This window comes from Pseudomonas azerbaijanorientalis, from assembly GCF_019139795.1.
GTDB classification, from domain to species: Bacteria; Pseudomonadota; Gammaproteobacteria; order Pseudomonadales; family Pseudomonadaceae; genus Aquipseudomonas; species Aquipseudomonas laurylsulfatiphila.
The window spans coordinates 285,941-307,574 of the sequence record NZ_CP077078.1; the positions used below are offsets into that span (position 1 = coordinate 285,941).

17 protein-coding genes and 1 pseudogene are annotated in these 21,634 nt (G+C 61.3%); 16 read left to right on the forward strand and 2 right to left on the reverse strand.

Translation table 11 applies throughout. The annotated features are described in order from the left end of the window. Positions 1-342 precede the first annotated feature (342 nt). From KSS91_RS01300 to KSS91_RS01370, 15 genes and pseudogenes are all read left to right on the forward strand, one after another. On the forward strand, positions 343-1,692 hold the full coding sequence (locus tag KSS91_RS01300) for a TolC family outer membrane protein (protein WP_217836816.1): 1,350 nt from the start codon (positions 343-345) through the stop codon (positions 1,690-1,692). Between the two features lie 42 nt (positions 1,693-1,734). Next, positions 1,735-3,891 carry a type I secretion system permease/ATPase gene (locus KSS91_RS01305; RefSeq protein ID WP_217836817.1) on the forward strand — a complete coding sequence of 719 codons (2,157 nt, stop codon included), beginning with the start codon at positions 1,735-1,737 and terminating at the stop codon, positions 3,889-3,891. Beyond that, the gene (locus KSS91_RS01310) at positions 3,881-5,245 is read left to right on the forward strand and encodes an HlyD family type I secretion periplasmic adaptor subunit (RefSeq protein WP_217836818.1); all 1,365 of its coding nucleotides are present in this window, start codon (positions 3,881-3,883) and stop codon (positions 5,243-5,245) included. The genes KSS91_RS01305 and KSS91_RS01310 overlap by 11 nt, the downstream gene beginning before the upstream one ends. A gap of 371 nt (positions 5,246-5,616) precedes the next feature. Further along, on the forward strand, positions 5,617-6,504 hold the full coding sequence (locus tag KSS91_RS01315; RefSeq protein WP_217836819.1) for a TauD/TfdA dioxygenase family protein: 888 nt from the start codon (positions 5,617-5,619) through the stop codon (positions 6,502-6,504). 18 nt (positions 6,505-6,522) lie between these two features. Then, positions 6,523-7,548: an ABC transporter substrate-binding protein gene (locus KSS91_RS01320; protein ID WP_015092949.1), complete on the forward strand. Its 1,026-nt coding sequence runs from the start codon at positions 6,523-6,525 to the stop codon at positions 7,546-7,548. Between the two features lie 5 nt (positions 7,549-7,553). After that, positions 7,554-8,414: an ABC transporter ATP-binding protein gene (locus KSS91_RS01325; RefSeq protein ID WP_217836820.1), complete on the forward strand. Its 861-nt coding sequence runs from the start codon at positions 7,554-7,556 to the stop codon at positions 8,412-8,414. 21 nt (positions 8,415-8,435) lie between these two features. After that, positions 8,436-9,302, forward strand: coding sequence for an ABC transporter permease (locus KSS91_RS01330; RefSeq protein ID WP_007977620.1), 867 nt, complete (start codon positions 8,436-8,438; stop codon positions 9,300-9,302). Between the two features lie 58 nt (positions 9,303-9,360). Beyond that, the gene (locus KSS91_RS01335) at positions 9,361-10,290 is read left to right on the forward strand and encodes a LysR family transcriptional regulator (protein ID WP_217836821.1); all 930 of its coding nucleotides are present in this window, start codon (positions 9,361-9,363) and stop codon (positions 10,288-10,290) included. A gap of 209 nt (positions 10,291-10,499) precedes the next feature. Further along, positions 10,500-12,032 carry an MFS transporter gene (locus tag KSS91_RS01340; RefSeq protein WP_217836822.1) on the forward strand — a complete coding sequence of 511 codons (1,533 nt, stop codon included), beginning with the start codon at positions 10,500-10,502 and terminating at the stop codon, positions 12,030-12,032. Between the two features lie 26 nt (positions 12,033-12,058). Next, a pseudogene (locus KSS91_RS01345) lies at positions 12,059-13,122 on the forward strand (HlyD family secretion protein). Next, positions 13,119-14,666 carry an efflux transporter outer membrane subunit gene (locus KSS91_RS01350; RefSeq protein WP_217836823.1) on the forward strand — a complete coding sequence of 516 codons (1,548 nt, stop codon included), beginning with the start codon at positions 13,119-13,121 and terminating at the stop codon, positions 14,664-14,666. The pseudogene KSS91_RS01345 and the gene KSS91_RS01350 overlap by 4 nt, the downstream one beginning before the upstream one ends. 79 nt (positions 14,667-14,745) lie before the next feature. Further along, on the forward strand, positions 14,746-15,525 hold the full coding sequence (locus tag KSS91_RS01355) for an efflux RND transporter periplasmic adaptor subunit (protein ID WP_217836824.1): 780 nt from the start codon (positions 14,746-14,748) through the stop codon (positions 15,523-15,525). Next, entirely contained in the window at positions 15,522-16,841 is a 1,320-nt protein-coding gene (locus KSS91_RS01360; protein WP_217836825.1) for an efflux RND transporter periplasmic adaptor subunit, read from the forward strand. Before KSS91_RS01355 ends, KSS91_RS01360 begins: the two co-directional genes overlap by 4 nt. Then, positions 16,842-18,938, forward strand: coding sequence for a site-2 protease family protein (locus KSS91_RS01365; protein WP_217836826.1), 2,097 nt, complete (start codon positions 16,842-16,844; stop codon positions 18,936-18,938). An 11-nt stretch (positions 18,939-18,949) separates the two neighbouring features. Continuing rightward, entirely contained in the window at positions 18,950-19,447 is a 498-nt protein-coding gene (locus KSS91_RS01370) for a GNAT family N-acetyltransferase (protein WP_217836827.1), read from the forward strand. A gap of 23 nt (positions 19,448-19,470) precedes the next feature. On the opposite strand, the gene KSS91_RS01375 is transcribed toward KSS91_RS01370, so the two are convergent. Both KSS91_RS01375 and KSS91_RS01380 read right to left on the reverse strand, forming a co-directional pair. Next, a complete protein-coding gene (locus tag KSS91_RS01375) occupies positions 19,471-19,782 on the reverse strand; it encodes a DUF6916 family protein (RefSeq protein ID WP_217836828.1) in 312 nt (103 codons plus the stop codon). A 54-nt stretch (positions 19,783-19,836) separates the two neighbouring features. Continuing rightward, a complete protein-coding gene (locus KSS91_RS01380; RefSeq protein ID WP_217836829.1) occupies positions 19,837-20,424 on the reverse strand; it encodes a phage tail protein in 588 nt (195 codons plus the stop codon). Between the two features lie 317 nt (positions 20,425-20,741). Between KSS91_RS01380 and KSS91_RS01385 the strand changes: the two genes are divergently transcribed. After that, positions 20,742-21,578, forward strand: coding sequence for a sulfotransferase family protein (locus tag KSS91_RS01385; protein WP_217836830.1), 837 nt, complete (start codon positions 20,742-20,744; stop codon positions 21,576-21,578). Positions 21,579-21,634: the final 56 nt, after the last annotated feature.

Below are 21,634 nucleotides of genomic sequence, written 5' to 3' on the forward strand. Positions count from 1 at the left end.
GGTGTCACGTTCAGTAGACTTCCATAGGCCTGATGGCGCCTGCGCCGACCAGTCTGGACGTTCATTGCAAAATAGATGCACAAGTTTGACGCTGCAATTCGTCAATATATTGGCTATATTTTTTCGCTATTAACTTTATGCCAAACTATTGACCTTCTTGGAGCCATCCTAAACAATCGTCCCAGTAATGTCACATTGATATTTGAGCCGTGACCTGTCCTCGGTATGTGATCCAGTTCCGCTTCTGAACTTTCCGACATACGGTCATTCCGCTTGCCATCTTCCGACACGGCGCGTTTTTCAGTCGTGATTCAAGACAAGAAGTCCTGGGAAATTCCTACAATGCGTTCGCCTTTGTTCATGGCTCTACCTTTCGCCCTCGCCGCGTCTTTCGTCCAGGCGCAATCCTTACCAGAAGCCATGCAACAAGCGCTGGATGTCCATCCGGAGGTCCAGGCAGGCGTCAACAGCCGGTTGGCGGCTGATTATCAGTTGAAGGCTGCGAAAGGCGGATACTTGCCACGGGTCGACCTGCTGGGTGGTTATGGTCGTGAAGGCACCGATAGTGTGACGACGCGAGACGGCAGCAACAATCACTGGGAAACCCTGAACCGCAGTGAATCGAGCTTGCGACTGACCCAGATGGTTTTTGACGGTTTTGCGACGACCAGCGAAGTAGGGCGTCAACAAGCCACCGTCAACTCCCGTGCCTATTCGCTGCTGAGTACTTCCGAGCGTACCGGGCTGACCGTGGCCCAGGTCTATCTCGACGTGCTGACCCGGCGCGAATTCGTGCGCCTGGCCGAAGACAACCTCAAGAGCCACCAACGCATTTACGACCAGATCCAGCTGCGCACCCAGCGTGGCGTCGGCAGCGGCGCCGACCTCGATCAGGCCGAGGCGCGGATGGCCCAGGCGCGCAACAACCTGATCACCGAGCAGACCAACCTGGCTGATGCCGAGACCAACTACCTCTCCGCTGTCGGCCAGATGCCCGATCAACTGGAGCGCCCGGCGAGTTTCCTGGCGCTGATGCCGGCCAACCTGAATGAAGCCCGCGCGCAGATGCTGGAAAACAGCCCGATCCTGCGCTCGGCCGAATCCGACATCGCCGCTGCCGAAAAGCAGTACGACACGGCCAAGTCGACCTTCTACCCACGCTTCGATGCTGAGTTGGGTCGCACCGCAGACAACGATATCGATGGTCAGAATGGCCACAACAACGAATGGCAGGCCATGCTGCGCATGCGCTTCAACCTGTATGCCGGCGGCAGCAACAAGGCCGACCTGGAATCAAAGTCCTACCTGTCGAACCAGGCGCTGGACATCCGCAACAACGCCCTGCGCCAATTGAATGAAGAGCTAGGCCTGGCCTGGAACGCCCTGAACAACGCCAATGCCCAGGTGCCGATCGCCCAGCAGTACGTTGATCACAGCACCGCCGTGCGTACCGCTTACCAGCGTCAGTTCAGCCTCGGCGAGCGCACTCTGCTCGATTTGCTCGATAGCGAGAACGAGTTGTTCACCTCTTCTCACCGTCTGGTGGAGATCAAGAACATTCAGTTATTTACTCAGTACCGAATCAAGGCGACCATGGGCGAGTTGCTCAAGAGCCAGGGAGTGGTCGCACCATTGGCATCCGTTGTGCAGAACGACGTGAAGCCGAAGGTCCAATTGCCCGGTATGAATTGAGCAGGACCTTCATTGTTCAATTGTTAGCCAAGAGTGCCGAGCGTGGAATCAGAAGTCAGTCGGGTTCAACTCATTCATGATCCGCGCGCGTTGCATGACGATCCGTTGCTGGATGGTCTGCTCGCTCTTTGCATGCTGCACCAGAAACCGGCCAGCGCGGCCATGCTCACCACCGGCTTGCCACTGCCCGAGCAGCGTTTGAGTGTCGAGCTGCTGCCACGCGCGGCGGCTCGCGCGGGGCTGCAGGGTCGGGTGCTGCAGCGCAAGCTGGATGACATTCCGGCGATTGCCATGCCGGCATTGTTGCTGCTCAAGGACGGTCGCAGTGCCGTCCTGCTTGGCTGGCAAGGCGAAGATCAGGCGCGGGTGCTGCTCAGCGAAAGCGATGGCGGTGAGTCCCTGGTCAGCCGCGAGCTGCTGGCCGACGATTACACTGGCAAAGTCTTTTTTGCCCAGCCGCAGCACAAATTCGACGTCAATCACGGCACGCTGATTCCCCGTGCGCGCTCGTGGTTCCGCGACACCCTCAAGCGTTCGCGCTGGTTGTACGCCGACGCCATTGCCGCCAGTTTTCTGATCAACATCATTGCCATGGCCGCGCCGTTGTTCGTGATGAACGTCTACGACCGTGTCGTGCCGAACCAGGCCGAAGCGACGCTATGGGTGCTGGCCGTCGGCATCTCTGGCGCCTACCTCTTCGACCTGATCCTCAAAAGCCTGCGCAGCCTGTGCCTGGATCTGGCCGGCAAGAAAACCGACCTGATCATCTCGGCCACGCTGTTCGAGCGCATCGTCGGCATGACCATGAAATACCGGCCGGCACGGGTTGGCAGTTTTGCCCAGAACATCCATGAGTTTCAGAGTCTGCGCGATTTCCTCGCCTCGCTGACCCTCACCAGCCTGATCGACCTCCCGTTCACCCTCCTGATTTTCATGGTTATCGCGATCCTCGGCGGCCATCTGGTGTGGATACCGGTGTTGGCATTCCCGATCGCCCTGGCCATCGGCTATGCGTTGCAGAAGCCCCTGGTAGCGACCATGGAGCGGACCATGGCGCTGGGGGCCGAGCGTCAGTCGAGCCTGATCGAAACCCTGGCCGGGCTGGATGCGGTGAAGGTCAACAACGCCGAAAGCGAACGCCAGTATCAGTGGGAACAGACCATCGGCACCCTCAGTCGCCTTGAGTTGCGGGTGAAGATGCTGTCCGGCCTGGCGATGAACATCACCTTGCTGATCCAGCAACTGGCCGGGGTGATCATGATTGTCTTCGGTGTGTACCAGATCATCGACGGTCACCTGAGCATGGGCGGCCTGATTGCCTGCTACATGCTCAGTGGTCGTGCGCTCAGCCCGCTGGCGTCGCTTTCCGGGTTGCTGACCCGCTATCAGCAGGCACGGGTGACCATGACGTCCGTCGACCAAATGATGGAACTGCCCCAGGAGCGCAATTTCGAAGAGCGCCCGCTCAGCCGCAAGGTATTGCAGGGCGCCATTGAATGCCGCCAGCTCAATTTCACGTACCCCCAACAGCAGAACCTGGCGCTGAAGAACATCAATCTGTCGATTCAGCCCGGTGAGAAAATCGGCATCATTGGCCGAAGTGGCTCGGGCAAGAGCTCGCTGGCGAAACTGCTGGTAGGGCTCTATCAGCCCGATGATGGCTCGCTGTTGGTCGATGGTGTGGATATCCGCCAGATCGACGTCAGCGAGCTGCGCTACAACATCGGCTACGTGCCCCAGGACATTCAGTTGCTCGCCGGCACCTTGCGCGACAACCTGGTCTCCGGTGCGCGGTATGTCGAGGATGAACTGGTGCTGCAAGCGGCGGAGCTGGCCGGTGTCCACGAATATGCGCGCCTGCATCCGCAGGGTTATGAGCTGCAAGTGGGCGAGCGCGGGCAGAACCTCTCCGGCGGCCAGCGGCAGAACGTGGCCCTGGCCCGTGCGCTACTGCTCAATCCGCCGATCCTGCTGCTCGATGAACCGACCAGTGCCATGGATAACACCGGTGAAGAGCGCCTCAAGCAGCGCCTGGCAGCCGTGATCGAAAACAAGACCGTGGTGCTGGTGACACACCGGGCATCGCTGTTGTCGCTGGTGGATCGGCTGATCGTGATCGACCGCGGGCAGATACTCGCCGACGGCCCGAAAGCCGCGGTGATGGAAGCGTTGAAGAAGGGGCAGATCAGTGTTGCTTAAGTCGGGTAAGGGTTCGATCCTTCGCTACTTCAAGGGCTCTTCTTCGCTCCAGGGCCAGCCGCTGCCGGAGGTCAACAAGGCGTTGATCGAAGATGCGCCGCGTGTGGTGCGGCTGACGATCTGGGCGATCATCGCGTTCTTCGTCTTCCTGATGTTCTGGGCCAACTTCGCGGTCATCGACGAAGTGACCAAGGGCGATGGCAAGGCGATTCCATCGTCGAAGATCCAGAAAATCCAGAACCTTGAGGGCGGTATCGTTTCCGAGCTGTTCGTCAAGGAAGGCCAGATCGTCGACGCCGGTGCGCCGCTGCTTCGCCTGGACGACACGCGATTTGCCTCGAACGTCGGAGAAACCGAGGCCGATCGGTTGTCGATGGTGCTGCGGGTCGAGCGCTTGAGTGCCGAGGTCGAGGATCGTCCGCTGAACTTCCCCGAGGATGTTCTCAAGGCTGTGCCAGGTCAGGCCAAGAGCGAAGAGTCGCTCTATATCAGCCGCCGCCAGCAGTTGCATGACGAGATTGGCGGCTTGCAGGAACAGTTGATCCAGCGCCAGCAAGAGCTGCGCGAGTTCACCTCCAAGCAGGCGCAGTACCGCCAGCAATTGGGCTTCCAGCGTCAGGAAATCAGCATGTCCGAGCCGTTGGTGGCCCAGGGCGCGGTATCGCCGGTGGAAGTCCTGCGCCTCAGGCGTGCCGAAGCGGAGACCCGTGGCCAGCTCGACGCCACCACCCTGGCTATTCCGCGAGCCGAGTCGGCGATCAAGGAAGTGCAGCGCAAAATTGACGAAACTCGCGGCAAGTTCCGTAGCGAAGCCCTGACCCAACTCAATGAAGCACGCACCGATCTGAACAAGGCCCAAGCCACCGGCAAGGCCCTGGAAGACCGGGTCAGCCGGACGCTGGTCACCTCGCCAGTGCGGGGTATCGTCAACAAGCTGCTGGTCAATACCATTGGCGGGGTTATCCAGCCAGGTAGCGACCTGGTGGAAATCGTACCGCTGGACGACACCTTGCTGGTCGAGGCGAAGATCCGCCCGCAGGACATTGCGTTCCTGCATCCGGGGCAGGAAGCGACGGTGAAATTCACCGCCTATGACTACACCATCTACGGTGGGATGAAGGCCAAGCTGGAACAGATCGGTGCCGACACCATTACCGACGAAGACAAGAAAACCACCTACTACATCATCAAGCTGCGCACCGACCGCAGCCACTTGGGCACCGACGAAAAACCCTTGTTGATCATTCCGGGGATGGTCGCTTCCGTGGACATCATCACCGGCAAGAAGACCGTCCTCAGCTACCTGCTCAAGCCGATCATCCGCGCGCGGGCCGAGGCGCTGCACGAGCGGTAATTCGTCATTGAGGCTGATGACCCCATCGCGAGCAGGCTCGCTCTCACATGGATTTTTTGTTGGATCACAATTTTGTGCCCAGCGGAGAACCCCTGTGGGAGCGAGCCTGCTCGCGATGGCGTCAGTGGAAGCACAATATTCTCGTCAGTAAGTGACAAAAAACGTCACCCCGCAATCCACAAAGTCTCTTAGCAATCGCCATATCGTTATTCATTAACGGTATTTAAATTTCAATTCTTATACCTATAAAGTCAATCCCCTGCGTACCTGCCGATCAATCGGCGCGCCGCACGACACGAACCAACACGGGACCTCCGTGAGTTTCTGATCGACGCGCGCGCCCTTGAGCGTGCCGTGCGTGGGAGTGATTTATGTCTGCAGCTTCAGCTTCGCCAAGCATCGCGCCACAATTCTTTGAAATCCGCCCGTTCAGCGGAGCGGTGGGCGCCGAAATCCTCGGCCTCGATTTGTCCCGCCCGATCAATGATCAGGACTTCGCCCGCATTCACCGCGCGCATCTGGACCATCATGTGGTGGTGTTCCGCGACCAGCGCATCACCCCGCAACAGCACATCGACTTCAGTCGTCGTTTTGGCCTGTTGCAGATTCACGTGCTCAAGCAGTTCCTGCTGGCAGGGCATCCGGAAATCCTCATCGTTTCCAACATCGTCGAAAATGGCCAGAACATCGGCCTGGGCGACGCCGGCAAGTTCTGGCATTCCGACCTCTCCTACAAACAACTGCCGAGCCTGGGCTCGATGCTGCATGCCCAGGAGCTGCCCTCGGAGGGCGGCGACACCTTGTTCGCCGACATGCACAAGGCCTGGGACAACCTGCCCGAGGCGCTGCGCAAAGCGGTGGAAGGCCGCTCGGCCGCACACTCCTACACGGCGCGTTACAGCGAAACCAAATTCGAAGGCAACTGGCGCCCGACCCTGACCCCGGAGCAACTGGCCCAGGTCGCCGAAGTCGTCCACCCGGTCGTGCGGACACACCCGGAAAACGGCCGCAAGGCCTTGTTCGTCAGCGAGGGGTTCACCACCCGCATCGTTGGCCTGCCGGAGGACGAGAGCCAGCAACTGTTGGCCGAGCTCTACGCCCACAGCGTGTTGCCGCAAAACATCTACCGCCATCAATGGCAGCCCCATGACCTGGTGTTCTGGGACAACCGTTCGCTGATCCACCTCGCCGCCGGCTGCCCCAGCCATCTGCGCCGCAAGCTGTATCGCACCACCATCCAGGGCGACGCGCCTTTCTGAATTGCCGGAGATTTGATCATGTCCAAACGTCTGCCCTTTGCACCCCTGGCCGCCGCCATCGGCCTGGGTTTCAGCCTGATCGCCGGCAGCCTGGTGGCGCCGACCGTGGCCCACGCCGAAGGTGAAATCCGCATCGCCGAACAGTTCGGCATCGTCTACCTGCTACTCAACGTGGTGCGCGATCAAAACCTGATCGAGAAGTACGGCAAGCAGGAAGGTATCGACATCAAGGTCGACTGGACCCAGCTCTCGGGCGGCGCGGCGGTCAACGATGCGTTGCTGTCCGGCTCGATCGACATTGCCGGTGCCGGTGTCGGCCCGCTGTTGACCATCTGGGACCGCACCCATGGCAAGCAGAACGTCAAGGCCGTGGCTTCCCTCGGTAACTTTCCGTATTACCTGGTGAGCAACAATCCCAAGGTCAAAACCATCGCCGACTTCACCGAGAAGGACCGTATCGCGGTGCCGGCGGTGGGCGTGTCGGTGCAGTCGCGCTTCCTCCAATACGCGGCCGCCAGGCAGTGGGGCGACAAGGAATTCAACCGCCTCGACAAGTACACCATCGCTGTTCCGCACCCCGACGCGACAGCGGCGCTGGTAGCCGGTGGCACCGAGTTGACCGGGCACTTTTCCAACCCGCCATTCCAGGATCAGGCGCTGGAAAATCCCAATGTACACGTGGTGTTGAACACCTATGACCTGCTCGGCCCGAACTCGCCGACCGTGCTGTTCGCTACCGAGAAATTCCGCAACGAGAACCCGAAAACCTATAAAGCCTTCATCGAAGCGCTGACCGAAGCCGCACAGTTTGCGCAGAACGATAAAGGTGCAGCGGCGGACACTTACATCCGCGTGACCAAGGCCAAAATCGACCGCGCCGCGTTGCTGAAAATCATCGATAACCCGCAGTTCGAGTTCAGCGTCACGCCGAAAAACACTTACCCGTTGGCCGAGTTCCTCTACCGTGTCGGCGCAATCAAAAACAAACCGGACTCGTGGAAGGATTATTTCTTCCAGGACGCCAAGCCGCTGCAAGGGAGCTGACCGAAATGAACGCCCCTTTGCAAGACCACACGGTCAGCAAACCGATCGCGGCAGCCCAGGCGCTGCTGTCGGTCGATAACGTCAGCCTCGAATACCGCACGCCGCAGCGGGTGGTGCGGGCGACCCATCAAGTCAGCTTCGAGATCGATCCGGCAGACCGATTTGTCCTGCTCGGGCCTTCCGGTTGCGGCAAGTCGACCTTGCTCAAAGCCGCCGCCGGCTTCATCCAGCCAGTGGAAGGTGAGATCCGTCTGCAAGGCCAGCGCGTCGATGCGCCGGGGCCGGACCGGATCGTGGTGTTCCAGGAGTTCGATCAACTGCCACCGTGGAAAACCGTCAAACAGAACGTGATGTTTCCGCTGCTGGCCTCGAAAACCCTCAGGCACAAAGAGGCTGAAGAGCGGGCGTTGCACTACCTGGAGAAGGTTGGTCTGGCGGCGTTTGCCGATGCCTATCCGCACACCTTGTCCGGTGGCATGAAGGCTCGGGTTGCCATCGCTCGGGCGCTGGCGATGCAGCCGAAAATCCTCCTGATGGACGAGCCCTTCGCCGCCCTCGATGCGCTGACCCGACGCAAGATGCAGGAAGAACTGTTGCTGCTCTGGGAAGAGGTGCGCTTCACGCTACTGTTCGTCACGCACTCCATCGAAGAGGCGCTGGTGGTGGGTAACCGCATTCTGTTGCTGTCACCGCATCCGGGGCGGGTGCGGGCGGAAGTGCACAGCCACCAATACGATTTGCACAGCCTGGGCGGTGTGGCATTTCAGGAATCGGCGCGGCGCATTCACCGGCTGTTGTTCGACGAAGGTCAATCACCGCAAGCCGAGCACGAGCTGGATTTCGCTGACATCCGCATCGCGTATTGAGCCAGTTGATAGGAGGGCCCGATGAGCCATTTATCATCCCCGCGTGAAGCGTTCGAAACGGTTTTGCAGCCACTGACCAGCGTGCCGCTGGAGCGTGAACTACCCCTTGGACAACGCCTGTGGCAACAGGGCTGGTTGCGTAAAAGCCTGATCCTGGTGTTGCTCGCCGTGCTCTGGGAAGCCGTTGCGCGCTATCAGAACAACGATCTGCTGCTGCCAAGCTTCTTGCAGACCGCTCACGCGCTGTACGACGGCCTGCTCAGTGGCGAGTTGCTGGGCAAGGTGTGGATCTCTTTGGTGGTGTTGCTCAAGGGTTACCTGATCGGCATCGTCCTGGCGTTTGGCCTGACGACGCTGGCGGTGTCGACGCAATTCGGTCGCGACTTGCTCAGTACCCTGACTTCGATGTTCAACCCGTTGCCCGCTATCGCTCTATTGCCGCTGGCGCTGTTGTGGTTCGGCCTGGGGCAGAACAGCCTGATTTTCGTGCTGGTGCACTCGGTGCTTTGGGCCTTGGCGCTGAACACTTACGCCGGGTTTCTCGGCGTCTCGGAAACACTGCGCATGGCCGGGCGCAACTATGGCCTCAAGGGTATGCGTTTTGTGCTGTTCATCCTGATCCCGGCGGCGCTGCCGTCGATCCTCGCCGGGTTGAAAATCGGCTGGGCTTTTGCCTGGCGGACATTGATTGCTGCCGAGTTGGTGTTTGGCGCGACCAGCGGCAAGGGTGGGTTGGGCTGGTACATCTTTCAGAATCGCAATGAGCTGTACACCGACAAGGTGTTTGCCGGCCTGGCGGTGGTGATTCTGATTGGGTTGCTGGTGGAGAACCTGGTGTTTGATTCGTTGGAGCGGGTGACGGTCAAGCGCTGGGGGATGCAGCGCTGATCTTTTGATCTGCTAGCATTGCACCTGGATCAATCCTGATCGGCCATGAGTGCCTTGCATGCAACTCCCGGACATGAACCTGTTGGTCGCCCTCGACGCCTTGCTCGACGAGGGCAGTGTGGTGGGCGCGGCGCGGCGGATGAGCCTGAGCCCGGCGGCCATGAGCCGGACGTTGACGCGCATCCGCGAAGCCATTGGCGACCCGATCCTGGTGCGCGCCGGCCGTGGCCTGGTGCCGACCCCCAAGGCGCTGGAATTGCGCGAGCAAGTGCGCAGCGTGGTGGAGCAGGCCGGGTTGCTGTTTCGGTCGGCCGATGCGGTGGAACTGAGTTCACTGCGGCGGCGGTTCAGTATTCGGGCCAACGACTTCTTTGTCGGTGTTTACGGCGGCAGGTTGTTCGACACCCTCGACCGGCAAGCGCCGCACTGCGAATTGCGGTTCGTCCCGGAAGGCGATGGCGATGATGAGGCATTGCGCGAAGGGCGGATCGATCTGAGCGTCAGCAACACGCGGCCGTTAACCCCGGAAGTGAAGGTTCAGAACCTGTTTTCCACCCACTTCGTCGGCCTGGTGCGCGAGGATCATCCGCTGCTGGACGAAGAGATCACGGCTGAGCGCTATGCCGGTTATTCCCATATCAGCATGTCCCGGCGCGGCATTGCCCGGGGGCCGATCGATACCGCGCTCAATGCCCTGGGCCTGGAGCGGCGGGTGGCGGTGATTGCGCCAAGCTTTCATGCGGCGATGTTTGCCTTGCCCGATTCCGACCTGATCCTGCCGGTGCCCAAGGAAGCCTTGCTGAGTGTGCGGCGGCTGGGGTTGAAACTGCGCTCGTTCAACCTGCCGATTCCGTTGCCGACCCTGATGCTGACCCAGGCCTGGCACCCGCGCTTCGACAAGGACCCGGCGCACCGCTGGCTGCGTGAAACCCTGAAAACCTGCTGCGATGAAACGTGGCTGGCTGCTCAACCTGAAAGTCACCGCTGAACCCCTGTGGGAGCGGGCTTGCTCGCGAAGGCGGTTCATCATTCAACATTGATACTGGCTGACCCAACGCCTTCGCGAGCAAGCCCGCTCCCACAAGGGGTTTTGTATCGTTGCGTCTGGCGCACTTATAACCTGCCAATAAGTTGATTTTCGTCAGGCATTACGCTTTTTAGAATGCTTCGGTCTTTCCACGCCGGAGTTCGCAATACATGACTTCCCTTACGGTCACGGCACCTGTCGCTGCGGCCAGCACGGCGGCCGCACCGCCGGTCTTCGGCCCGCGGATCATCATCGGCCTGGTGGGCGTGCTGCTGGCGGTGCTGGTGTCGGGCCTGAACGAGATGGTGACCAAGGTCGCGCTCGCCGACATCCGTGGCGCATTGGCCATCGGCTACGACGAAGGCACCTGGCTGGTCGCCTGTTATACCGCGACGTCGGTGGCGGCCATGGCGTTTGCGCCGTGGTGTGCTGTGACGTTCTCGTTGCGGCGTTTCACCTTGTGCGCCATCAGTCTGTTCACCCTGTTGGGTGTGTTGTGCCCCTTCGCCCCGAATTACGAAAGCCTGCTGTTGCTGCGCACCTTGCAAGGCCTGGCGGGCGGTGCACTGCCCCCCATGTTGATGACCGTGGCCCTGCGGTTTCTGCCCGCCAATGTGAAGCTGTATGGCCTGGCCGGTTATGCCCTGACGGCGACGTTCGGCCCGGGCCTGGGTACGCCATTGGCCGGGCTGTGGACCGAATACGTCGGCTGGCAATGGACCTTCTGGCAAATCATCGCGCCGTGCCTGATTGCCATGGCAGCGGTAGCGTATGGCCTGCCCCAGGACCCGCTGCGCCTGGAACGCTTCAAATCCTTCAACTGGCGTGGATTGCTGCTGGGCTTTCCCGCCATCTGCATGCTGGTGATCGGCATCCTGCAGGGCAACCGTCTGGACTGGTTCGAGTCGAACCTGATCTGCGGATTGCTCGGTGGCGGGTTGTTGCTGCTGGTGCTGTTCTTGACCGGCGAGTGGTCGCAGCCGATACCGTTTTTCAAGATGCAGATGCTCGGCATCCGTAACCTGTCCTTCGCCCTGTTGACCCTGGCGGGCGTGCTGGTGGTGTTGCAGGCGGTGATCATCATTCCGTCCAGCTACCTGGCGCAGGTCCAGGGTTACCGCCCGGTGCAGACCGCACCGATCATGCTGCTGGCGGCGCTGCCGCAATTGATCGCGCTGCCGTTGGTGGCGGCGCTGTGCAACTTTCGCTGGGTCGATTGCCGCTGGGTGTTGGGCATCGGCCTGGGCATGCTGGCGTTGTCGTGCGTCGGCGGCTCGCAACTGACGTCCGCGTGGATTCGCGACGATTTCTATGTGCTGCAATGGCTGCAGATTTTCGGTCAGCCCATGGCGGTATTGCCGCTGCTGATGTTGTCCACCGGCAGCATCAACCCGATGCAAGGGCCGTTCGCATCGGCCTGGTTCAACACCGTCAAAGGCCTGTCGGCGGTCATCGCTACCGGGGTGATCGAAGCGCTGACCACGGCCCGTCTGCATTTTCACTCGACCATGCTGGTCGATCGCCTCGGCAACTCGCCGCTGGCCGAACGCGACAGCGCAAGTCTCGCTCATCGTCTGCATGAACAAGCGCTGGTGCTCACGTCCTCCGATCTTTACCTGTGCATGGCCGGTATCGCCGTGACCTTGATCCTGCTGATTTTCTGGCTGCCGACGCGGATCTATCCGCTGCGCACACCGACCTGAATGCTCCACTGAAACAGAAGGTTTTTATGAACACCCAAGCAAAGCAGAAATTCGCGGTGGCCGTGGCCGTCGCATTGGCCGTCGGTGGGGCGCTGTACCTGGCAATGCCCGGCCTGTTCGGCAAGCGTACCCGGCAGAACACCAACGATGCTTACGTCTCGGCGGATTTCACCCTGGTCGTGCCGCGGGTCGCCGGGTTTATCAAGGAAGTGCTGGTCGAGGACAACCAGCAGGTCAAGGCGGGGCAATTGCTGGCGCTGATCGATGACCGGGATTTGCGCGCCGCCGCCCAGGCCGCCGACGCCGAAACGCTGGTGGCCAGGGCGCAACTGCAAAACGCCCGGGCGACTTGGAGCGCCAGGCATCGGTGATTGCCCAGGCGCAATCTTCGGTGGTTTCGGCCAAGGCGGAAATGGCCTTTGCCGAGCATGAATTGAACCGCTACAAGCACCTCGCCGGGGTGGGCGCCGGCACGGTGCAAAATGCGCAACAGGCGCAAACGCGCATCGACCAGGCTGGCGCACGTCTGGCTAACGCCACGGCAGTGCTGGCGGCGGAGCGCAAGCAGGTGGAGATCCTGACGGCCCAGCGCGATGCGGCGGAAGGCGGTCTGAAGCGGGCGCAAGCGAAGCTGGAAATGGCCAGCTATGAGTTGTCCTATACGCGGATCGTGGCGCCACAGGACGGGATGGTCGGAGAACGCGCGGTGCGGGTCGGCGCCTACGTGACGCCGGGCAGCAAGATCCTCGCCGTGGTGCCGCTGGCGCAGGCTTATGTGATGGCCAATTTCCAGGAAACGCAACTGACGGATGTGCAGCCGGGGCAGGCGGTGCAAGTACGTGTCGACAGCCTGGGCGGTGCGGCACTCAACGGTCGTGTCGAAAGCATCGCACCGGCTACCGGGGTGACGTTCGCTGCGATCAAACCGGACAACGCCACCGGCAACTTCACCAAGGTGGTGCAGCGGATACCGGTGAAGATCGTGCTGGAGCCGGGGCAGTCGCTGGCCGAGCGCTTGCGGGTGGGGATGTCGGTGGAGGCGAGTATTGATACGGCCACCGCCAAGGCGGAAGAGGTTGTTCAGCGATGAAGATTTTCGTTGAGCGACCTGGCGCCTTCGCGGGCAAGCCCGCTCCCACAGGGGAATGCGGTCAACTGTGGGAGCGGGCTTGCCCGCGAAGAGGCCTTTGGCGGCCACTCACTTTCAGTGCCTTGCTCGTCATGAGCCTCAGCGCCTGCACCGTCGGCCCCGATTTCAAAAAGCCCGAAGCCACACAAATCACCGAATGGGCAAAACCATCAAAGGCAGCCACCAGCCAGGCCATCGCCGAAACAATGGCCGAGCGCTGGTGGGAGGTGTTCCATGACCCGCAACTCTCGGCCTTGAGCCAGCGCGCCCTGACCGACAACCTCGACCTGAAGCTGGCCGGCAGCCGTTTGCAGCAAAGTCGTGCGGTGCGCCAGGTCATCACTGCCAACCGCTACCCCAACACGTCCGTCAGTGGCAGTTACGGGCGCAATCGCAACAGTGGTGAAGGTCTGAGCGATCCGTCGGGTCACAACGGCCAATCCGCCTTCAGCCTGTGGAATGCCGGTTTTTCCGCTTCCTGGGAGCTGGACTTCTGGGGCCGCGTGCGTCGGGAAACCGAAGCGGCCGACGCCACTTTGGAAGTCGCCGAGAACGACCGGCGCGGTGTGCTGTTGTCGGTGCTGGCCGAAACCGCCCAGGACTACATTCAATTGCGCGGTGTGCAGAACACCCGGCTCGTCACCGAACAGAACCTCGACGTCGCCCGCCATAGCCTGCAGCTTTCGCAACTGCGCCTGGCCGACGGCGTCGCGACGGATCTGGATGTCGCCGAAGCCGCCGCACAGGTGGCTGCCATCGAATCGCGTCTGCCCGCGCTGGAGCAGCGCCAGTGGCAACTGATCAATGCCTTGAGCCTGTTGATGGGCGAAGCGCCCCAGGCATTGGCGGCGCAGTTATCCACAGACGCGCCAGTGCCACAAACACCGCGCCAGGTCGCCATTGGCTTGCCCTCGCAACTGGCTGAACGTCGACCGGACATTCGCCAGGCCGAAGCGAGGCTGCATGCCGCCACGGCCAGCATTGGCGTGGCCAAGGGGGATTTCTATCCGCGAATCACCCTGTCGGGGAACATTGGCTCCCAGGCCATGCAGCTGAGCAACTTCGGGTCCTGGGGTTCGCGTTCGTTCGGGATCGGTCCGCAATTGAGCTTGCCGTTGTTCGACGGTGGCCGTTTGCGTGGCGTGCTCCAATTGCGCGAAGCACAACAACAGGAAGTGGCCATTGCCTATCAGCAAACCGTGTTGCGCGCCTGGCATGAAATCGACGACCAACTGACCGCCTACAACGCCAGCCAGTTACGCCGCGACAGCCTGGCCGAAGCCGTGCGTCAGAACCGCATTGCGTTGGACACCGCGCAACAGCAGTACGTTGAGGGTGTGGTGGATTTCGTCACCGTACTCACCGTGCAAGGGGCGCTGCTGGCCACGCAGGAGCAGTGGGTCGAGAGTTCGACCGGCGTGTCGCTGGCGGCCGTCGGGTTGTACAAGGCGTTGGGTGGTGGTTGGGAGTCGGTGTATCCGTTAGCCGAGACGGCGCAGCGTTAATACACAGGCAATGATGGCCATCTGCTTGACGCTAGTCACCGCTGTCGTAGACTCCGTTGATCCGAAAGGGAGTGCGGTCATGCGGATTTTCTGTGTGTTGGGGTTGGGATGGGTCCTCGTTGCGAGCGTTGTCCAGGCGCAAACGCCCGGGGCCGACGACCCGCTTGCGCAAATGGATGCAGGCGCCAGTGCTGCAACCAGTGCCGAGGCCCGTGGTGTATTGCGCGCCAGGGACCAGGCCGTACTGGCCAGTGAGGTCCCCGGGCGGATTGTCGAATTACCGTTCAGTGAGGGGGAATCGTTCAAGAAGGGCGATACCCTGGCGCGGTTCGATTGCTCGGCCTATCAGGCGCAGCTCAATGCCGCTCAAGCGGCCAGTCGTGGCGCAGGTGAAGAACTGGCGCACAACCGGCAACTGGCCGCGCTGAATTCGGTCGGGCGTTTCGAAGTGGCACGTGCCGAGGCCAAGGTCAGCGAAACCCAGGCACAGTCCCAGGTGTATCAAGTGCAGGTCAAGCGTTGCAGTGTGCTGGCGCCGTTCGATGGCCAGGTCGTCGAGCGCAAGGTACAGCGCTATGAAAGCGTTCCAGCCGGCGCGCCATTGCTGGACGTAGTCGATAATCGCACCCTGGAAATCCATCTGCTGGTGCCCTCGCGTTGGATGGCCCGACTCAAGCCCGGCCAGACTTTCAGTTTTGTTCCCGATGAAACCGGCAAGTCGTTGGACGCGACGGTCAAGCGCCTGGGCGCGCGAATCGATGAAGGCAGTCAGACCTTGCTGCTGGTGGCCAGCGTGCCTGACGCCAGCGGGTTGCTGGCGGGCATGAGCGGCACGGCGCATTTCGCGGAGTTCAAGTGAACGCGCCGTTGAGCGGCGGTGCCGAGCAGGTGTTCGCACGTTTTCTTGATCTTGAACGCCAGACCCGTGCAGCCCAGACTCCCGCCCAATTGGCCTACAGCCTGGTCAATGATGGCCAGGCACTGTTTGGCTTTCGCCATGCGGCACTGTTGATCGCCGGGAAGGTGCAGGCCGTGACCGGTGTCAGCGCGGTGGAGCCGAATTCGCCGTTTGTAGCGTTCGTCGAGCAGGCGGTGGCGCAGTTGTTCAGAGGCGAGCAGTTGCAGCAGGCACGGGTCATTGCCGCCGATGTCCTCAGCGAATCACTGCAGGCGCAATGGCAAAGCCTGTCGGCTGCGCAGGTGTTCTGGCTGCCGCTGATCGATCGCCAGGGCGAAGTGTTCGGCGGGTTGTGGCTGGCCCGGGATGTTCCGTGGAACCCTGCCGAGCAAGTGCTGCTGTCGCAATTGGGCGATACCTACAGTCACGCCTGGCAGGCGTTGCAACCGCGCAAACCGTGGCGCCTGCGCTGGACGCGCAAACGCCAGGGTTTGCTGGTGGCAATGCTATTGCTCGGGCTGTTGATCCCGGTGCGCCAATCCGTTTTGGCGCCAGCCGAAGTGGTGCCGCTCGGTGGTCGTGTGGTGGCGGCGCCGCTGGACGGTGTGATTGCCGAATTCCTGGTCAAACCCAACCAGACAGTGAAGGCCGGTGACCTGCTGCTGCGCTTCGAAAGCACCACGCTCAAGGCTCAGGCCGATGTCGCCGAACGCGCCCTCGGGGTTGCCGAGGCGGAACTGAAGGCCAACTCCCAGCGCTCGTTCGCCGATGCCGAGTCCAGCTCGAAGCTGGATTTGCTGGCCGCCCGGGTCGAACAGAAACGCGCCGAGCGTGACTACGCCCGTGAACTGCTCAAGCGCAGCGAAGTGCGCGCCGAGCGCGATGGCATCGCGGTATTTGCCGATGCCGAGCGCTGGACCGGCAAGCCCGTGCAGACGGGCGAGCGGTTGATGGAAATTGCCGATCCGGCTCAGGCGCAATTGCGTATCGAACTGGCCGTGGGCGATGCGATTTCCCTGGAGCCCGGCGCTGAGGTCGCCTTGTTCCTCGACAGTGACCCGCTGCAACGGCATCTGGCCAGACTCGAACGTTCGGCCTATGAAGCGCAGCCCACGGCGGGTGGGCAATTGGCTTATCGCCTGGATGCGATTTTCGACGCGGTACCCCCGCGCATCGGTATGCGCGGCACGGCGAAAATCTTCGGTGACCGGGCGCCGCTGGCGTTGTACCTGCTGCGTCGACCGCTGGCCGGTTTGCGTCAGAGCGTGGGCCTGTAAATGAGCCTGCCCGGCCTGCGTGCCGACCTGCAATTGTCCCCGGCAGCGCCGGCGCTGGACGGCGCGCCCTGCTGGACGCTGGCCGACCCGGTGCGGGGGCGTTACTTCAAGCTCGGTACCACGGCCATGCGATTGTTGCGTCACTGGTCGTTGGGTGAACCCGAGCAAGTCCTGCAAGCGGCCAATCGTGAGCCGGGACTGGCACTGGACGCTGCAGATCTTGAGCAGTTGCTGGTGTTCTTGCGCGGTCACGACCTGATTACCGCCCTCGATCCCCAACAACGGGCCAGTTACAGCCTTAAAGCGGCTGCCCTGCGCCAGAGCCTGTGGCAGCAGCTGCTGCATCAATACCTGTTTTTTCGTATTCCGCTGTGGCGTCCCGAGCGTTTTCTCAACCGTGCCTGGCCATGGCTGGAGCGCTTTGGCCCGCGGGCGCTGCGCTACGGCTTGCCCGCTGTGCTTGGGTTGGGGGTGTTTCTGGTGTCGCGGGACTGGCAGCGGTTTATCGCGACTTTTCCGCATTTGTTCAGCCTTGGCGGCGCATTGGCGTTTGGCGTGGCCCTGTTCTTTGCCAAGCTCTGCCACGAGTTCGGTCACGCGTTCATGGCCAAGCGTGCCGGGTGCCGGGTACAGAGCATGGGCGTGGCGTTCATGGTGCTGCTGCCGATGTTCTATACCGATGTCAGCGATGCCTGGCGGGTCAATGATCGCAAGGCCCGGTTGCTGATTGGCGCGGGCGGTGTGCTGGCCGAGTTGCTGTTGGCGTGCATGGCCTTGCTGGCGTGGTCGTTGCTGCCCGACGGGCCGGCTCGCACCGCGGCGTTCATGCTCGCCAGTGCTACGTGGATCACGACGTTGGTGGTCAACCTCAACCCGTTCATGCGCTTTGACGGATATTTTTTGCTCAGCGATTTCTGGCAGGTCGATAACCTGCAAGGCCGGGCATTTGCCTTGTGTCGCTGGCGCCTGCGCGAGTTTTTGTTCGGCTACGGTGCCACGGCGCCTGAGCCTTGGTCGCCGACAATGCAACGGCGTTTGCTGATCTGGGGGTATGGCTCGTGGTTATGGCGCGCGGCATTGTTTTTCGGGATCGCTCTGGCGGTCTACCACCTGTTCTTCAAGGTGTTGGGGATCTTCCTGATGCTGGTGGAACTGGTGTGGTTCATCTTTCTGCCCATCATGAGTGAATGGCGCCAGTGGTGGGGCCGCCGCGAGCAGGCGCATGGGCCGCGGGTGCTGCTCAGCAGCCTGGCGTTGCTCGGGCTGTTGCTGCTGCTCATCGTGCCGTGGCGCAGTGCGGTCGAGGTGCCGGTCATGCTCGAAGCGGGCCGGGTCGGCACCTTGCATGCGCCAGTGGCGGCACGGATCAAAGCGGTGAATGTGCAGGACGGGCAGTCGGTGGCGCAGGGTGATGTCCTGATCGAGCTGGAGTCCCCGGATCTCGATTCGCGCCAGACCATCGCGCGCCGGGAGATCGAGATTCAGCAGTTGCAGATGCGTCGTCAGGCCAGCCGCAGCGAAACGGCTTCCGATGCCGGGATCGTCGAGCAACGCCTGGCCGAAGCGGTCGCGGAGTACCGGGGGCTGGCGGCTCAGCGTGAGCGATTGCTATTGCGCGCGCCCCATGCCGGCACTGTGCGCGATCTGCTGCCGCAATGGGCGGTGGGGCGCTGGCTGTCGACCCGGGAGCCGCTGGCCCGGGTTGTCGAGCGCGGTGTGCGCTTGCGCGGCTATCTGGCCGAGGCAGAGCTCTGGCGCGTGGCACCGGGTGCCACCGGACGGTTTATCGCGGACGATCCGATGCACCCGGCGATTGCTGTGCAACTGAGCGAAATCGATACCAATGGTGCGGCGTTTGTCGATCAAGAGGCGCTGACTTCCGATCACCACGGGCCGATTGCCGTGCGCCGCGATCAGTATCAACGGGCCGAGCCGGTACAGGCGCAGTACGGTGCGCGGTTGATACCCCTCGAACCGGCGCCGACGCCGGTGCAGCCATTGCGTGGCGTGGTAGTGTTGCAGGGCAGCGGCGAGTCGATAATGGGGGTCGCCTGGCGGCGTATGGCGGCGCTGGGGGTCAGGGAAAGCGGTTTTTAAGGAGCGCGACGATGGCGAACAACAGTGCTGTGGCAGCCGAAGGTTTGGTGGTACGGCCTTCGCTAGCCAGTGACGGGCCTTTTTTGCAGCGCCTGTATCAATCGGCCCGACCGGACCTGCAATGGATCGACGACAGCGTGGAGGTGGTCGAGCAGGTTGTGGCCCAGCAGTTCCAGGTGCAGGAGCAAGGCCTGGGTGAAAACTACCCCAACGCCATGCATTACGTGGTTGAGAAGCTTGGCACTGCGATCGGCGCGTTGAGCACTGATTTCGGGCCGAACGAGATTCGTGTGCTGTATCTGGCCTTTATCCCGGCGGCGCGAGGGCAGGGGTATGGGCGGGCGGTGCTGCAGGGAGTGCAGAAAGCCGCCCAACAGATTCGTTGCCCGGTGGCGACGGTGGTCTGGGCCAGCAATCCTCATGCACTTGGGCATTACCTGGCCCTGGGCTTTGCAGTGCAGGAATACAACGTCGCGGCAAAACGACTGGTGTGGTATCCGCAAGGCTGAAGGCACTGCGAGCCAGAAAAAGGTCAGTTGAAGGCGATGTAGAAGTAGCCTCGCTGCGGATCACGCCCCATAGACGGCACTCGGGAAACGAAAATGTTTTCCACTTTGCCCAGTTCCGGCAATTGCAGCGTGCATAACCCGTCCACAAAATCGGTCGGGACCAGACTGTTGAGCTCGACACTGAATGGCATGCGCTCACTGATGCGCATGCGGGCGCGGGGTGAGTCCTCAAGGTGTTCGATCTGCACCGACAATTCGCTGCCGTCGGGCAGGCGTAGGGCGACGGTCTGACCCAGCAGGGTCTGGAAATGATGGCTTTGAACCGCTTGCAACATGATCAGGCTCCGAAAAGTGAACAGTGCCGGGGGCGCGCGGCCCCCGGCGAACCCTCAGCCACGCGATGGAAAATACCCTTGCAGAGCGATGCTGAAGTTGATGACCAGGAACGGGTTCATCACGCTCATGGGCTGGGTCCCGCCAGTGGAGGCAATCTCTCCGGTGACGGAGGTGCTCACGCCCTGAAGCGTCACCGCCGTTGCCCCTTGTTGATCCGAATAGATATTCGCCGTACCCGGTCCGCCACTTGAAGCGCCGATGAACGAGTTGGTTGCCGTTGGCACGTTCACGGGATTGCTCGAGGGGTTGGCCAGTTGCAGGGTCGTGGTGGCAGTCAGTCCGGACAACTGGTGGGTGTGGTTGGGCATGTTGCCGATGGTCGCGGTGACGTTTTCGGTACCGGAAATCTCGCCAATGGTGCGCGTGCTGAGATTGGTGCCGGTGCCCTGGGCCATCGGTAATCGGCCTTGCAGGTTGGGTAGCATGAAGGTGCTCTGGCCGTCGCCGCCGTAGTTCACGCCAATCAGCGAGAACAATGCACTCCATTGCGCAATGCTCAACGTCTGGCCATTGCAAAGGGCCCAGTTCTGGGGGGCGAAATCAAAGGCGAAAGGCTGGATAGTGCCGATAAATACTTCCATGAATCCTCATCCTTCAGGTTGGTGGTTGGCGCGCCACGCGGCTGCCAGACACTGGGGGTGTCGACTCCTTTTCCTTACGTGGCTCGGTCACGCCACGCCACAGCGTAGTCGTAGATTGTGGGTGTCGTGGCGAGGCTGTGTTTGCCCGATGGACGCACTCCCCCAAGGCTGTCATCGGTAAAGTCCTTCACTGTTTGCGCAAAGCTCGGTTTCAAGCCGGTTTAGCTTCAAATTGATATCAAAGCACCACTAGTCGAAACTTCATCGATCGACTACGCTTTGTCCTACAAAAGGACTAGCAAAAACGGTGAAGGGACTTGCACCACTTTCATTTCATTTCCGGTTTGCCGCGCTCGGGCTCGACCCTGCTTTCTGCAATCCTTTTGCAGAACCCGCGTTTCCATGCCGGAATGACCAGCCCCGTGGGTTCCCTGTTTTCCGGTGTTCTGGACCAGTGCAGCGCTGGCAGCGAGTTCGGCGCGGTGATCGATACCGACATGCGCCGACGCCTGTTGCGTGGTCTGTTTGATTCCTTCTACGCCGACAAGGCCGACAAATCGGTGGTGTTCGACACCAATCGCCTTTGGAGCGCCAAGCTGCCGGCCATCAACGATCTGTTTCCCAAGGCCAAGGTGATTGCCTGTGTGCGCAACGTCGCCTGGATCATGGACAGCATCGAGCGTCTTTACCGCGCCAATCCCTATGAAAACACCAAGCTCTTCGGCGATGCCGTCGAGCGCAACACCGTCTACAGCCGTTGCGAAACCCTGGCCCAGCGCAATCGCCTGGTGGGTTTTGCCTGGGCGGCGCTCAAGGAAGCCTATTACGGCGAGCACGCCGATTCCTTGCTGATCATCGACTATGACTTGCTGACCCAGGCACCGGAGCGGGTGTTGCGGCTGGTCTACGACTTTATCGACGAGCCCTGGTTCGAGCACGACTTCGAGCACCTGGCGTACGACGCCCCGGAATTCGACCAAGCCCTCGGGGTAACCGGCCTGCACAAGGTCAGGCCCAAGGTTGCCGTACAGGCCCGGCGCACCATCCTGCCTCCGGATCTGTTCAAGCAATACTCAGACTTGTCCTTTTGGCTCGATGGCTCTGCCAGCGCCGCCAACGTCATTCGTATGAAGTCCGACGCCGCGAACATTTGATCGCGGCGTTTTTCATTGATGCGTTACGTACATTCGTTCGAGTTCGGGTGAGCAGC

What these genes read in the sequence shown, in the direction of transcription:
- KSS91_RS01300 (WP_217836816.1), top strand. Translation starts at nt 343, where the DNA reads ATGCGTTCGCCTTTGTTCATGGCTCTACCTTTCGCCCTCGCCGCGTCT.
- KSS91_RS01315 (WP_217836819.1), top strand. Translation starts at nt 5,617, where the DNA reads ATGTCTGCAGCTTCAGCTTCGCCAAGCATCGCGCCACAATTCTTTGAA.
- KSS91_RS01320 (WP_015092949.1), top strand. Translation starts at nt 6,523, where the DNA reads ATGTCCAAACGTCTGCCCTTTGCACCCCTGGCCGCCGCCATCGGCCTG.
- KSS91_RS01325 (WP_217836820.1), top strand. Translation starts at nt 7,554, where the DNA reads ATGAACGCCCCTTTGCAAGACCACACGGTCAGCAAACCGATCGCGGCA.
- KSS91_RS01330 (WP_007977620.1), top strand. Translation starts at nt 8,436, where the DNA reads ATGAGCCATTTATCATCCCCGCGTGAAGCGTTCGAAACGGTTTTGCAG.
- KSS91_RS01335 (WP_217836821.1), top strand. Translation starts at nt 9,361, where the DNA reads ATGCAACTCCCGGACATGAACCTGTTGGTCGCCCTCGACGCCTTGCTC.
- KSS91_RS01340 (WP_217836822.1), top strand. Translation starts at nt 10,500, where the DNA reads ATGACTTCCCTTACGGTCACGGCACCTGTCGCTGCGGCCAGCACGGCG.
- KSS91_RS01350 (WP_217836823.1), top strand. Translation starts at nt 13,119, where the DNA reads ATGAAGATTTTCGTTGAGCGACCTGGCGCCTTCGCGGGCAAGCCCGCT.
- KSS91_RS01355 (WP_217836824.1), top strand. Translation starts at nt 14,746, where the DNA reads ATGCGGATTTTCTGTGTGTTGGGGTTGGGATGGGTCCTCGTTGCGAGC.
- KSS91_RS01365 (WP_217836826.1), top strand. Translation starts at nt 16,842, where the DNA reads ATGAGCCTGCCCGGCCTGCGTGCCGACCTGCAATTGTCCCCGGCAGCG.
- KSS91_RS01370 (WP_217836827.1), top strand. Translation starts at nt 18,950, where the DNA reads ATGGCGAACAACAGTGCTGTGGCAGCCGAAGGTTTGGTGGTACGGCCT.
- KSS91_RS01375 (WP_217836828.1), bottom strand. Translation starts at nt 19,782, where the DNA reads ATGTTGCAAGCGGTTCAAAGCCATCATTTCCAGACCCTGCTGGGTCAG.
- KSS91_RS01380 (WP_217836829.1), bottom strand. Translation starts at nt 20,424, where the DNA reads ATGGAAGTATTTATCGGCACTATCCAGCCTTTCGCCTTTGATTTCGCC.